Annotated in this window: 14 protein-coding genes; all 14 read left to right on the top strand. The window is 36.9% G+C overall.

What is annotated here, in order from left to right; translation table 11 throughout:
* Positions 1-27 precede the first annotated feature (27 nt).
* The 14 genes from BLS02_RS10170 (at position 28) to recA (ending at position 14,687) form a co-directional block, all read left to right on the top strand.
* Complete coding sequence (locus tag BLS02_RS10170) at positions 28-753, top strand: GntR family transcriptional regulator (RefSeq protein WP_092492892.1); 726 nt, start codon at positions 28-30, stop codon at positions 751-753.
* Positions 754-856: 103 nt separating this feature from the next.
* Positions 857-1,975 carry a BMP family lipoprotein gene (locus BLS02_RS10165; RefSeq protein ID WP_092492891.1) on the top strand — a complete coding sequence of 373 codons (1,119 nt, stop codon included), beginning with the start codon at positions 857-859 and terminating at the stop codon, positions 1,973-1,975.
* 156 nt (positions 1,976-2,131) lie between these two features.
* Positions 2,132-3,661: an ABC transporter ATP-binding protein gene (locus tag BLS02_RS10160; RefSeq protein WP_092492890.1), complete on the top strand. Its 1,530-nt coding sequence runs from the start codon at positions 2,132-2,134 to the stop codon at positions 3,659-3,661.
* Positions 3,658-4,704, top strand: coding sequence for an ABC transporter permease (locus BLS02_RS10155; RefSeq protein WP_092492889.1), 1,047 nt, complete (start codon positions 3,658-3,660; stop codon positions 4,702-4,704). Before BLS02_RS10160 ends, BLS02_RS10155 begins: the two co-directional genes overlap by 4 nt.
* Entirely contained in the window at positions 4,705-5,664 is a 960-nt protein-coding gene (locus BLS02_RS10150; RefSeq protein ID WP_092492888.1) for an ABC transporter permease, read from the top strand.
* Positions 5,665-5,998: 334 nt separating this feature from the next.
* A complete protein-coding gene (gene yfmF / locus BLS02_RS10145; protein WP_092492887.1) occupies positions 5,999-7,291 on the top strand; it encodes an EF-P 5-aminopentanol modification-associated protein YfmF in 1,293 nt (430 codons plus the stop codon).
* On the top strand, positions 7,284-8,567 hold the full coding sequence (gene yfmH, locus BLS02_RS10140; protein ID WP_092492886.1) for an EF-P 5-aminopentanol modification-associated protein YfmH: 1,284 nt from the start codon (positions 7,284-7,286) through the stop codon (positions 8,565-8,567). Before yfmF ends, yfmH begins: the two co-directional genes overlap by 8 nt.
* Before the next feature lie 8 nt (positions 8,568-8,575).
* Positions 8,576-9,292, top strand: coding sequence for an elongation factor P 5-aminopentanone reductase (gene ymfI, locus BLS02_RS10135; protein WP_092492885.1), 717 nt, complete (start codon positions 8,576-8,578; stop codon positions 9,290-9,292).
* Between the two features lie 75 nt (positions 9,293-9,367).
* Positions 9,368-9,628 carry a DUF3243 domain-containing protein gene (locus BLS02_RS10130; protein ID WP_092492884.1) on the top strand — a complete coding sequence of 87 codons (261 nt, stop codon included), beginning with the start codon at positions 9,368-9,370 and terminating at the stop codon, positions 9,626-9,628.
* 183 nt (positions 9,629-9,811) lie between these two features.
* Positions 9,812-10,603 (top strand): YmfK family protein, encoded by a 792-nt coding sequence (locus BLS02_RS10125; protein WP_092492883.1) that lies wholly within the window; start codon positions 9,812-9,814, stop codon positions 10,601-10,603.
* A 64-nt stretch (positions 10,604-10,667) separates the two neighbouring features.
* Complete coding sequence (locus BLS02_RS10120; RefSeq protein ID WP_092492882.1) at positions 10,668-11,588, top strand: helix-turn-helix domain-containing protein; 921 nt, start codon at positions 10,668-10,670, stop codon at positions 11,586-11,588.
* A 66-nt stretch (positions 11,589-11,654) separates the two neighbouring features.
* Entirely contained in the window at positions 11,655-12,233 is a 579-nt protein-coding gene (gene pgsA, locus BLS02_RS10115) for a CDP-diacylglycerol--glycerol-3-phosphate 3-phosphatidyltransferase (RefSeq protein ID WP_092492881.1), read from the top strand.
* Complete coding sequence (locus tag BLS02_RS10110; protein ID WP_092492880.1) at positions 12,230-13,477, top strand: competence/damage-inducible protein A; 1,248 nt, start codon at positions 12,230-12,232, stop codon at positions 13,475-13,477. The genes pgsA and BLS02_RS10110 overlap by 4 nt, the downstream gene beginning before the upstream one ends.
* A 175-nt stretch (positions 13,478-13,652) precedes the next feature.
* Positions 13,653-14,687: a recombinase RecA gene (gene recA, locus BLS02_RS10105; RefSeq protein ID WP_092492879.1), complete on the top strand. Its 1,035-nt coding sequence runs from the start codon at positions 13,653-13,655 to the stop codon at positions 14,685-14,687.
* Positions 14,688-14,852: the final 165 nt, after the last annotated feature.

Genomic DNA, 14,852 nt, shown 5'->3' with positions numbered 1-14,852 from the left:
TTAATTACGGAAGATTGGAGGGGTGTCATGTCGATTAAGATAGATTCACGTCAATTATACTTGCGAGTAATTGATGAAATAAAGCGGGACATTGAAAATGGTACCTATAAAACGAAGCAGAAACTCCCATCAGAATTTCAACTATCAAAGTTATTAGGGGTCTCGCGTGCCACTCTAAGGGAAGCATTACGTGTGTTGGAAGAGGAAAATCTAGTGACACGGCGACATGGTGTAGGGACATTTGTAAATCCAAAACCAATCTTTTCTTCAGGAATAGAGCAGTTAAATAGCGTTACATATATGATTGCACAATCCGGGAAGACTCCTGGTTCCCAGTTTCTATCAACAGAACTACTTGAGCCATCTGAAGATGAGCGGTTAAAGTTTTCACCAAAAGAAATTTGTTCACTCGTAAAAATCGAGCGTGTTCGCACAGCGGATAACGAACCTGTCGTTTTTTGCATTGATAAAGTTCCAAAAGGTTTAGTGCCAATAGATTTAATTAACAAAAAAGATTCATTGTTTAAACTTATGGAGGATTTTTCAGGAAAAAGAATTTCGTATGCGGTAACATACATTGAACCTGTAAGCTATCATGATCGTATTTACGAGATTTTAAAGTGTGATCCTGAACAATCATTGCTTTTATTAAAACAAATGCATTATACCGATGAAGATGAACCGGTCTTATATTCGGTTAATTATTTTCGGTCTGATTTTTTTAGTTTTCATGTTTTAAGAAAGCGTTTGTAAGGGGTTTCAATATAACTTTAGTTAGGGAGGTGATTGAAGGATAATCACTTTATATCTTTTTACTTAACTTTTATTATTTATCCAAAAATAGGGGGTTCTTAATTTGAAAAATCGTAAATTTATTTTATTGGCTGCAATGTTGCTAACGATTGGTATGATTCTTGCTGCGTGTGGTGGCGGATCTGGAGAAGAAAACACGGATGGCGACAACGGATCAGGCAGTGAGGACAATACAGCAAACGAAGAAACTAGTGACTTTTCCTCAGCAATGGTTACTGATGTAGGCGGTGTTGATGATAAATCATTTAACCAGTCAGCATGGGAAGGTTTAAATGCATGGGGAGACGAACATGGTCTTTCAAAAGGTGAAGGATTTGACTATGCACAATCAAATGATAAGTCAGATTATCTACCAAATTTAACACGTCTTGTAAAACAGGACTATAACCTGATATTTGGAATTGGCTACAAATTACATGACGCAATTGCAAAAGTTGCAGGGCAATACCCTGAGACAAATTTCGCTATCGTAGATGATGTTGTTGAAGAGTCAAATGTTGCTAGTTTAACATTCAAAGAGCAACAAGGATCATTCCTAGTTGGTGTAGCAGCAGCTATGAAAACAAAAACTAACAAGGTTGGCTTTGTTGGCGGAGTAGACGGAGCATTAATTAACAAATTTGAATCAGGATTTATTGCAGGGGTTAAATCAGTAGACCCTGAAATTGATGTAGATGTTCAGTATGCAGAATCTTTCGCAGCACCAGACAAAGGTAAATTGATCGCTTCAAATATGTATGGTAACGATGTGGATGTAATTTATCACTCTTCAGGTGCAACTGGTAATGGTGTTTTTGCTCAAGCAAAAGATATTAAACAAAATGATCCTGAACGTGAAATTTGGGTTATCGGTGTAGACCGTGACCAATATGAAGAAGGACAAATTGGTGATCATAATGTAACACTTACATCTATGGTCAAACGTGTTGATATTGCAGTACAAGATGTTTCGAACAGAGCTATGACTGATGATTTTCCAGGCGGAGAAGTATTGGCTTATGGTCTTGAAGATGGCGGTGTAAGCGCTGCAAAAACGAATGAAGAAGCATTAACAGATGAAATTGTAACTGCAATTGAAGATTGGAAAGAGAAAATTATAAATGGCGATGTGGAAGTTCCTCAGACTCGTGAAGAAACTGATGCTTTCGTTGAAGCTCTTTAATAGTTAATTGGTGTTAAAAGGCTGGTTTACCAGCCTTTTAACACCCTACTTAATTTAGAAAAGAAAATCCTCAAATGAAGAGTCATTCTTCCAGCCCTTTTCATTTGGCGATTTTTAAAAAATTAAATTGAGAGCTTTAAAAAGGAGTGAAGTGATTTGGATTATGCAATAGAAATGCTAAATATACGTAAAGAATTTCCAGGAATTGTTGCAAACGATGATATAACCATACAAGTTAAGAAGCAGGAAATACATGCGTTATTAGGTGAAAATGGTGCTGGAAAATCTACATTAATGAATGTTCTCTTTGGGTTATATCAGCCTGAAAAAGGCGAAATTAGGGTTGAAGGTAAAAAGGTAAACATCACTGACCCGAACATAGCCAATGATCTAGGTATAGGTATGGTCCATCAGCATTTTATGTTAGTTGATACATATACCGTTACACAAAATATTATTTTAGGCAGTGAACCAACAAAATTCGGTAAAGTAAATTTGAAGCATGCAGAGCAGGAGATTCAGGCATTATCTGATCGATATGGACTAAATGTAGATCCAACAGCAAAAATTCGCGATATATCTGTTGGAATGCAACAACGAGTAGAAATTTTGAAAACGTTATATCGTGGGGCTAACGTGCTGATTTTAGATGAACCGACAGCTGTCTTAACACCACAGGAAATTAAGGAACTTATTGATATTATGAATTCATTAGTTGCTGAAGGGAAATCGATTATTTTAATCACTCATAAGTTGAAAGAAATTATGCAAGTATGTGATCGTTGCACTGTTATTCGCAAGGGTAAAGGCATTGACACTCTTAATGTGAAAGATACAAATGTAAACGAACTGGCATCATTGATGGTGGGGAGAGAGATTAGTTTCAAAACAGAAAAAAAAGAAGCAATACCTCAAGAAAACGTCTTAAGTATTACTAATCTCAATGTACAGGATATTAGACGAGTTAATATTGTAAAAGGGTTAAACCTCGATGTTCGAGCTGGAGAGATTGTTGGAATAGCTGGTATTGATGGTAATGGACAAACTGAATTAGTAGAGGCAATTACTGGGTTACGTAAGGCGCAATCCGGGTCTATTAAAGTTAGCAACAAGGATATTACCAACTTTAAACCTCGTAAGGTTACAGAAAGTGGTATCGGACATATTCCGCAAGATCGGCACAAATATGGATTAGTACTAGACTTTGCAATTGGAGATAACATGGTACTTCAAACATATTATCAGAAGCCTTTCTCGAAAAATAAAATATTGAACTTTAAAGAAATCTATAAAAAAGCTAATGAATTGATTGAAGAATATGACGTAAGAACTCCAAGCGAATATACCAAAGCAAGTGCGCTATCTGGAGGAAATCAACAAAAAGCGATTATTGCTCGAGAGGTCGATCGCTCACCAGACTTACTAATTGCAGCACAACCTACAAGAGGTCTTGATGTAGGAGCTATTGAGTTTATTCATAATAAACTAATTGAGGAACGTGATAAAGGAAAAGCTGTCTTGCTGATTTCTTTTGAACTGGATGAAATATTTGATGTTAGTGATCGAATTGCAGTAATGTTTGATGGTCAGATTGTAGCGAATGTCAAACCTGACGAAACAGACGAACATGAGCTTGGTCTCTTGATGGCTGGCAGTAACAAAGATGAGGCAGGTGAAACTCAATGACATCTAGTCGTTTATTTAATATTTTAATTCCAATAATTTCTGTTCTGCTCGGTTTAATAGCTGGAGCATTTATTATGTTGTTTTCAGGATATAATCCGATAAAAGGCTATATGGCATTATGGTCAGGGGCTTTTGGCGATTTGTATTTTATGGGTGAAACAGTCAGACAAATCACACCTTACATTCTAACCGGTCTTGCAGTTGCATTTGCGTTCCGTACCGGTTTGTTTAATATTGGTGCTGAAGGTCAGGTTATTGTTGGGTGGCTTGCCGCTGTTTGGGTAGGCTTAGCTTTTGATGCACCAATGATTGTCCATTTACCATTGGCAGTACTTGCTGCCGCAGCAGCAGGGGCGCTATGGGGATTTGTTCCTGGTATTCTGAAAGCAAAACTGGGCGTACATGAAGTTATTGTAACGATCATGATGAACTATATCGCTTTGTACGTGACAAATGAATTAATTAGAAGTGTATTAACAGATAACCTGGATAATACGGAATCTGTCTCTGCTTCAGCATCATTGGCATCAGAGTGGCTACAAGGCCTTACCTTCTTTTCGAGAATGCATTACGGTATATTAATTGCATTATTAGCTGCTATTATTATGTGGTTTATTATACAAAGGACTTCAATAGGATACGAACTGAAATCTGTTGGATATAACGAACATGCATCAAAGTATGCTGGAATGAATGTAAGTAAGAACATTGTCTTATCGATGGTAATTGCCGGGTCTTTCGCTGGGCTAGCGGGAGCAATGGAAGGATTAGGTACATATGGATCTATCTCTGTTATGTCAGGGTTTACCAATCTGGGTTTTGACGGGATTGCCGTTGCATTATTAGGTGCGAATACCGCAATTGGAGTTGTACTTGCGGCGATATTATTTGGTACATTAAAAGTTGGTGCAGTGAATATGCCGACTGTTGCAGGTGTTCCTACTGAACTTGTTGATATTATCATTGCATTAATTATCTTCTTTGTAGCATCCAGTTATATTATTAGATGGGCAATACTTCGCTTCAAAAAGGAGGAGAAATAAATGGGGCTTGTAGATCTATTACAATCAATTATTCCGCCCGCACTTTTCTTTTCAGCGCCCTTAATATTTACGGCGTTAGGTGGAGTATTCAGTGAACGTTCAGGTGTTGTTAATATTGGATTAGAAGGTTTAATGATAATGGGTGCATTTGTTGGAATTGTTTTCAACTTAGCATTCGCTGATGTTTTAGGTGCATGGACACCATGGATTTCGATTCTGGTTGCTATGGTAGTTTCGGCTATATTTGCAATGATTCATGCAGTGGCATCTGTTTCATTCCGTGCTGATCAGGTTGTAAGTGGTGTCGCCATTAACTTTTTAGCATTAGGGTTAGGTGTCTTTTTAACGAAACAGTGGTACGGAAAAGGTCAAACTGATATGGTTAGCGAACCTTTCTACACAACCAACATTTTAGGGTTAAGTGATATTCCGTTTATCGGCCCTATATTCTTCCAGGGCATATATGTAACATCATATGTTGCTATTATCCTTGCATTCATCGCTTGGTATGTATTGTATAAAACACCATTTGGATTACAGTTGCGTGCTGTGGGTGAACATCCAATGGCAGCAGACACAAACGGTATAAACGTTTATAAAATGCGTTATATTGCTGTTATTCTATCAGGTGCATTTGGTGGTTTAGGTGGTTCTGTGTTTGCTTTAACTATCGCATTAAACTTCTCGCATGCAACAATTGTTGGCCAAGGGTTTATGTCTCTTGCAGCAGTTATATTTGGAAAGTGGCATCCACTAGGTGCGATGGGAGCTGCGTTATTCTTTGGTTTTGCACAAAGTTTAAGTGTTATAAGTTCAGGCGTTCCATTCTTGGAAGATGTACCACAAGTATTATTATTAATTGCACCATATGTATTAACAATTTTGGCTTTAGCAGGATTTATTGGTCGAGCTGAAGCACCTAAAGCAAACGGTGTCCCGTATATTAAGGGTGGCAGATAATATTAGATAACTTGGCATTCGTTAAATGGATTCTTATGAAAGAGTAGTCAATCTTCATTTTTCATGAAATTAGATGAGCTTGACTTTTCGCGATTATGACGAAAAGTCGAAGTTGATCGTTGCTTGGAAAGCGAAAAGGACCTACGAAGAGCCTGGTGGTTTAGTAAATTGACTAGTAGGACTTGAATTTTATAGTTTCCTAAACAATTATAAAAACCTGGTTTGTTATTATATTAATAGCAAACCAGGTTTTTATGCTATAAAATAACAATTATAAGAGCACACTAAAAATAATTGAGTTCAAAACAAAATACATAGCCCGGGAGGGTCATAAATGGATAAGACGGTTGAAGACGTGACGCATGAAAATGGGGTAAACCTTCATGTTGTCCCAAGTAAAAAGTTCAAAACGGTGACGATTACAGCAAAGCTAAAAGCTCCATTATCAAGGGATACCATAACAAAGCGTGCGTTACTTCCATATGTTTTACAGCAGGGAACAAAATCTTTTCCAAGCAGGAGTGACATACAATTAAAACTTGACAGCTTATACGGTGCTGTTCTTTCGATGGGGGGAGGAAAGAAAGGGAATAACCATATCCTCAGTATCCGTATGGAGGTGGCCAATCAGAAGTTTATTAGTAATGAATCCGCTATTCTAGAAGAGGCAATGGCATTATTAAATGAAGTTATCTTTCATCCGTACAGTGAGAATGGAGCTTTTAAACAATCTATCATAGATAGGGAAAAAGATACATTAAGACAAAAAATGAGTGCTATAATTGATGATAAAATGAGTTATGCCAATATGAAGCTAATTGATGAAATGTGTGATAACGAACTTTATAAACTGCATGTTCACGGGTATAAAGAAGACCTGGATTTGATTACTGCTGAAAATCTTTTTGCATACCACCAAACTGTATTGCGGGAAGATCAACTGGACATCTATGTATTAGGTGATTTTGATACTGCAACAGTAAAGGAAAAGGTACAATCAACATTCCACCGTGATGAACATCAAGTTGAACCTTATAAAAAGGAAGAAGCAAGCAAAGAATTAAATCTGCAGCCGAATGTTGTCATTGAAAAACAGGATATCCAGCAAGCAAAACTGCATTTTGGATATCGAACACACAGTACTTATCAGGACGACGATTATTTTGCACTGCAAGTATTCAATGGTCTTTTTGGTGGATTTCCCAGTTCCAAATTATTTATCAATGTCAGGGAAAAAAACAGCCTTGCTTATTATGCAGCATCAAGATTTGAAAGTCATAAAGGGTTATTATTTGTGTTTAGCGGTATAGCTCCCAATGATTACGAAAAAGCTAGAGAAATTATTGAACTGCAGATGGATGCAATGAAAAATGGTGATTTTTCTGCAGAAGAGATGGATAATACCAAGGAACTAATTATTAATCAGCTGCTTGAAACCATGGACAACACACAAGGTATGATTGAGTTATTGTACCAGCAGGTTGTTGCAGGGACAGAAAGACCACCGCAAACGTTAATTGATGGTATTAAACAGGTAACAACAGAAAATGTAATCGAAGTAGCAAATAAAATTGAACTGGATACGATATACTTATTGACTGGTAAAGGAGGCGAATCAGATGAATAAGTTAGCATATGAAAATATTGATGAAGCAATATACACAAACCAGTTACAAAATGGATTAACTGTCTTTTTACTTCCAAAGACGGAGATGTCAAAAACGTATGGTGTCTTTTCCACTAATTATGGATCGATTGATCAAACATTTGTGCCTATCAATGGCAGTGAAGAAATTACAGTTCCCGAAGGTGTCGCCCACTTTCTGGAACATAAGATGTTTGAAAAAGAAGATCGGGATGTATTCGAAGATTTCAGTAAACAAGGTGCATCACCAAATGCCTATACATCATTTACAAAGACGGCATACTTATTTGCCGCTACAAATTATATTGAAAAAAATGTTGAAACATTGCTCAACTTTGTTCAGGATCCTTACTTTTCAGAGGAATCAGTAGAAAAAGAAAAAGGAATCATCGCTCAGGAAATCGAAATGTATAATGACCAGCCTGATTGGCAGTCTTTCACCGGCACACTCAGGAGTATGTTCCATAATCATCCTGTTAAGGTTGATATTGCAGGTACAGTTGATTCGATTAACTCAATTACAAAGGATGATTTATATACGTGTTATAATACGTTTTATCATCCTGAGAATATGACACTGTTTATTGCGGGTAACTTTGATGCAGAGAGTATGATGGATTTAATTCAAAGTAACCAGGACTCCAAAGACTTTGCTAAATTGGATGCCATTAAACGGGAATTCCCTGAAGAACCAAAAGACGTTGCAATGAAAGAAAATAAGATTGTGATGCCGGTTTCCATTGCAAAGTGTACTATAGGTATTAAAGAATCATCAGGAGAACTAAGTAAACAGGATTTCTTGGAGAGAGATTTGCTCCAAAGTATGATTATAGACTTTTACTTTTCTAAAAGTGGTGCTTTTTATCAAAAGTTATATGAAGAAAACCTTATCGACAGCAGTTTCTCATTTGAAACTAATCTAGAAAAAAACTTTGGCTATACTTTTATTGGTGGTAATACAGATAATCCTAACCAATTTGTTGAAAGGGTTAAGGAGCTTTTGAAATCAACAAATGACGCTACATTTACAAAAGAAGAAGTTGATCGGATGAAAAAGAAAAAAGTTGGTCAGTTATTACGAGCGATGAATTCACTTGAATTTATTGCAAACAAATATATCCATTACCACACGATAGGAATAGATTTATTTGAGTTGATCCCGTCTATCCAATCATTGACCGCAGATCAGTTTAATTCATTTGTGCAGGATTGGATACAGGACGATCGTATTGCTGTTTGTAAAATTGTTAACGAATAGGAGATTATATGGGGAAAAACGTATTATTGATTGGAGCTAGTGGTGATATAGGCGGAGCTATTGCAGAATCTCTTGCAAGCGAGGGCTATAAACTTATACTGCATTACCATAAAAACAAGCAAGCAATTGACAGATACAGATTAAATCTTAATAATGAATCGATTTTAACCGAAATTCAGGCAGATCTAAGCGTGCAATCAGAAGTTAAGCAATTATTATTAGAGCTTGTTTTCCCGGTTGATGCAATTATTTTTGCGAGCGGCAAGGCTCACTATGGATTATTTCAGGATTCAGATGAGAGAGTAATGGATGAAATGCTTGCTTTACACGTGAAAACACCTTGGTTAATTACCAAGCATTTACTCCCTGCGATGATTCAAAATAAGCAAGGAAAGATAATATTTATTACTTCTATTTGGGGTGAAATTGGTGCAAGTAATGAGGTAATGTATTCATCTTTGAAAGGTGCCCAAAATAGCTTTGTGAAAGCTCTAGCCAAAGAGGTTGCACCCTCAGGAATTTCTGTGAATGCTGTTAGTCCTGGATTTATCGACACGAAAATGAATAACCATTTGCTGCCGGTTGAAAAGGAGACAATAACAAGTGATATACCAATTAACCGCGCTGGAACAGCAGATGATGTTGCCAATGCAATCCTTTTTTTGATAAACGATAAATCTAGTTATATTCAAGGAGAAATTATTAATGTAACCGGTGGGTGGTAATCCTAAATAGTTATGTATAAACTTGCTAAAAAATCAAATACTAAACATGTAAAAAATTGAAGGAGGCAGATTTGTATGTCCGTTCTGGATAATTTTGAATCATGGAAAGGTTTTTTAGCCAATAAACTGGAGCAAGCAGAGTCGCAGGGTATGAGTCAGCAGGCCGTATCGAATATGGCATACGAAGTTGGTGATTACTTAGCTAAAGGTACAGAGGCCAAGAATAATGAAGAAGCTGTGCTAAGAGAGCTTTGGAACGCAGCGGATACAGATGAAAGACATGCGTTAGCTAATACAATGGTTAAACTCGTACAGAATCAGGGAAATACAAATTAAATTTATCTATATAAATAGGGAAGCTGTTAATGAATAAATGCAGCTTCTTTATTTTTTCTATATAGATATGCATAATCTTCTTTTCACGGGACCTAAAATCCTTTATTATAGTTATATAGATAGATTGCAATAATATGTTTGTTTCGTTACCATTAATACAGCATGAATATAAAGGGGCTTATTATGGAAAAGACAGAATGGTATCTTGAATATGAGATTCAATATAATCGCCCTGGATTACTGGGTGATATTTCTTCCTTGTTAGGAATGCTCTCTATTAATATTATATCTATAAATGGCGTAGAGAATTCAAGAAGGGGTATGTTATTACTTTCAAGAGAAGACGAACAAATCACTCGATTGAAATCAATTTTACAAACGATGGATATGATAGAAGTAAAAAAATTACGTAAACCCAAACTTCGTGATAAACTAGCTGTAAGACATGGGCGATACATACATAGCGATGCTGATGATCGAAAGACTTTTCGCTTCGTCCGTGCTGATTTAGGTGTATTAGTTGACTTTATGGCGGAGTTATATAAAAAGGAAGGTCATAAATTAATTGGAATTCGTGGCATGCCGCGTGTAGGCAAAACGGAATCAATTGTAGCTGCAAGCGTTTGTGCAAATAAGCGTTGGTTATTTGTATCAAGTACTTTATTAAAGCAAACCATCCGAAGTCAATTAATACAAGATGAGTATAATAGTGATAATTTGTACATTATTGATGGTATTGTCTCGACTAGGCGTGCCAATGAAAAGCATTGGCAGCTAATTCGTGAGATAATGCAGCTTCCTGCCATTAAAGTTGTGGAGCATCCTGATATGTTTGTACAAACTACTGAATATAAATTAGATGACTTTGATTATATTATTGAATTACGCAGCAATGAAGACGAAGCAATTACATACGAAACAGTTGAGAAGGATCAATTCAGTCAGGATAACGGCTTTTCGATGTTTGATTTCTAGCAGTTAAGAAAGTATAAATGCTTTATTACTGCATAAGTGCAACTAAAAATGGATGGTGTTATTTATGGAGATAGGATTAAGACTAAAAGAAGCTAGAGAAGAAAAAAAGATATCATTGGAAAGTTTACAGGAAACAACCAAAATTCAAAAAAGATATTTAGAAGCAATCGAACAAGGTAATTTCCATATATTGCCAGGAAAATTTTATGCTAGGGCATTTATTAAGGAATATGCAAATGCAGTTGGTTTGGATTCAACCGAGCTACTGGAAGAATATAAGGATGAGATACCACAGACTGAAGCAGAGAGTTCTACCCAATATACCCAAATTCATCGATCACGCAAGGACAATAATCCAACAAAAAACACAGCCATTTTCTCGTTTATTCCAACTATTATTGTTGTTCTTTTAGTGATAGGTATCGTTTTTGCAGCATGGTATTTCTACCAGCAAACATTGTCTAATGACAGTTCAGAACCCGTAGATACACAAAATGATAATGAGGTTACTTATAACCCTGATGAAAACAAACAAGATGAAGAACAAGCAGAAGATGATAACTCCGATGCAGGTTCTGATGAAACAGATGAAGAAAATAATGACTCACAAGCTGAAGAAGCAGATCAGCCTCAACCAGAATTAACAGTAAATGAAAAAGGTACTGGATCTAGCCCTGAGTCAACGCTTACTATGGAAAATGCAAGTGAACAGGTAATGGCTAAAATAGAGACATCAGGTGAATCCTGGCTTGAAGTGGAGAACGGTGATGGAGAATCTTTGTTTTCAGGGATGTTTACTGCTGATGATTCTCCACTTGAACTAGATTTGTCTGGAGCAGAGCGCGTCTGGTTTAAAGTTGGATCCGCACCTAATTTGGATATTACTATAGATGGTGTAGAGGTTAATTATCCAGTTGATGAGAATGATTATGTACTTCAAAAACTTTGGATAAATATTAACAAAGCGAGCGCGCAGTCAAATTAGTGATAGTCATTCCATTTTAACCCCTTCCTTATATGGAAGGGGTTTATACCGTAGGAGGAAATAGTTGTGAATATACCAAATAAAATTACGCTCTCACGTATATTTTTAATTCCAATTTTCATTATTTTATTAAGTGTTCCATTCAACTGGGGTGTATGGGACATTGGCGAGTCCTCTCTTCCTATATCGCACCTAGCTGCCGCAATTTTATTTATCGTTGCTTCAACAACTGACTGGGTGGATGGCTATTACGCCAGGAAGTTTAATTTAGTCACAAATTTAGGGAAATTCTTGGATCCACTAGCAGATAAACTGCTTGTAGCTACTGCACTCATTTTACTTGTGGAACTAGGATTGGCGCCTGCATGGGTAACGATTATAATTATTAGTAGAGAATTTGCAATTACTGGCCTTCGTTTGGTAGCTGCAGGTGAGGGAGTAGTCTTAGCAGCTGGTAGTATGGGGAAATTAAAAACAGTGACTCAAATGGTTGCGATTGCGGCATTACTGCTTCATAATTTTCCATTTTCGTATATGGGATTACCTTTTGCTACTATAATGCTGTATGTAGCCTTGTTCTTTACAATCTTATCAGGTTATGATTATTTTGTTAAAAATTGGCATGTTATGAGGGATTCAAAATGACGAAACAGTTTCGAACGGAAATTATCGCAGTTGGCACGGAGTTATTACTAGGGCAAATTGCGAACACAAATGCACAATGGATGTCGGAGAAACTGGCAGCGATAGGAATGAATGTGTTTCATCATTCAGTAGTGGGAGATAATCTGCAAAGAGTGAAGGAACAGTTTCAGCATTCAAAAAACCGGGCAGATGTTATAATTGTTACTGGTGGATTAGGTCCGACAGAGGATGACTTAACAAGAGAAGCTTTTCAGAAAATCGTTAAAAGGGATATAATTGAACACCGACCATCAATGGAAAAAATAGAGGCGTTTTATAGGAAACAAAAATCTAAAATGACCCCGAACAATCGAAAACAAGCGCGCGTTTTTACTGGTGCTGACGTAATTGAAAATAACGTGGGGATGGCACCAGGAATGATTGTATCCGAAAACGATACAACGTGGATTTTTTTGCCTGGTGTACCAAGAGAAATGAAACAGATGATGTCGGATAATGTAATGCCGTATCTTCAGCAACTAACAGGGGAAAGTTCAGTTATTAAATCCACAATGCTACGGTTTATTGGCATTGGTGAGTCACAGCTCGAAGATGAACTTAGTGATATTATTCAAAATCAAAGTAATCCCACGATTGCTCCTTTGGCACAAAGTGAAGGTATAGCTATTAGGCTAACTGCTAAGGCGAACACGCAAGAAGAGGCTACTAATTTAATCAGCAAGACAAAGCAGCAAATTCAAGCCAAAGTAGGAGACCACATGTATGGAGCCGATGAGCAAACAATAGAGGAGAACGTGTTTGCCTTATTAAAAGCTCAAAATAAGCACATAGGTGCTGCTGAAAGCTTAACAGGAGGTATGTTTACTGAAAAGCTTATAGCTGTTGAGGGTGCTTCTAAAGTATGCCTTGGCGGACTAGTTTGTTATGATACAAACGTTAAAGAAAATGTATTGCATATTTCGCCTGAAACTATTAGGCAGTATGGAACGGTCAGCGATGAATGTGCTGCAGAAATGTCCAGAAATATTTGTACGCTTTTAGATTCAGATATAGGTATTAGCTTTACGGGAGCAGCTGGACCGGATAGTGTGGAAGGTCATCCTCCTGGAACTGTTTTCATCGCTGTTTATGACAGTTCTAAGGTGAGTATTGCAAGGAAATTTACTTTTCAAGGCAGCCGGCAAACCATACGAAAAAAAGCCACTTTAAAGGGATTTGAACTTTTATATAATTTGTTAAAATAGTATTTTGGCATCATGAATTTACTGTGAAATTGTATTTTCAGAGTCTATAATCTAGTAAACCCCATTTTTCCCGTTTAAACAACATCGAAAAATGAGAACATTTATTCGTTCTTTTCTTGGCAAATGATGAAAAACAAGGTATGATGTAGATAGTTAATTAAAGGAGGTAAGCTCGTTGGGAGATAAAAAACAAGCTTTAGATATGGCGTTAAAACAAATCGAAAAACAATTTGGTAAAGGTTCTGTGATGAAATTAGGTGAACAGGCTGAACAAAAGATTGCAACAATTCCAAGCGGTTCGTTGGCATTAGACGTAGCTTTAGGTATTGGAGGGTATCCAAGAGGACGAGTGGTAGAAATATATGGACCAGAATCTTCTGGTAAAACAACTGTCGCTCTTCATGCAATTGCTGAAGCACAACGAAAAGGTGGACATGCGGCATTTATAGATGCGGAGCATGCACTTGATCCTACATATGCGCGAGCATTAGGGGTAAATATAGATGAATTACTATTATCACAGCCAGATACCGGTGAACAAGCTCTGGAAATTGCTGAGGCACTTGTGCGCAGTGGCGCTGTAGATATAGTTGTTGTTGACTCGGTTGCTGCCTTAGTTCCCAAAGCGGAAATCGAAGGCGAAATGGGTGACGCACATGTGGGCTTGCAGGCACGCCTTATGTCACAAGCACTAAGAAAACTATCAGGTGCAATTAATAAATCAAAGACAACTGCTATATTCATTAACCAAATCAGAGAAAAAGTTGGGGTTATGTTTGGTAATCCGGAAACAACTCCTGGCGGTCGCGCACTGAAATTCTATGCATCTGTTAGATTGGAAGTTCGCCGTGCCGAGACATTGAAACAGGGAAATGATATGGTTGGTAATAAAACACGAATTAAAGTGGTTAAGAATAAAGTGGCGCCACCTTTCAAGAAGGCAGAGGTCGACATTATGTATGGGGAAGGTATTTCCAAAGAGGGCGAAATAATAGATGTTGGATCTGACCTTGATATAGTTCAAAAAAGTGGTGCATGGTATTCCTATAATGGAGATCGGCTTGGACAAGGCCGGGAAAATGCAAAAGAATATCTGAAGGCTAATGAGAATGTCATGACAGAATTACATGGAATGATTCGTCAACATTATAATTTAGATGAACAGCCAGAAGAAACAGAAGAAAAGGGACAGGAAAGTTTAGATGTATAAGAATATTTAACTGAAGAATCCTTTGCTGGTAATTACTGGCAAGGGATTTAATAATTTGAACGGATTGCTAATTGTTACGATTCCTTGACATTGGCTATACGGACAATTACAATTAAATTGTATAATTTTATATTTTTTATTATACAATTTTATTTATTTATTATT

The sequence above is a fragment of the Virgibacillus salinus genome (genome assembly GCF_900102415.1).
Lineage (GTDB): Bacteria > Bacillota > Bacilli > Bacillales > Amphibacillaceae > Lentibacillus > Lentibacillus subterraneus.
The sequence above is the reverse complement of the archived record's forward strand: the minus strand, read 5'-3'. Positions and strand labels throughout refer to the sequence as shown.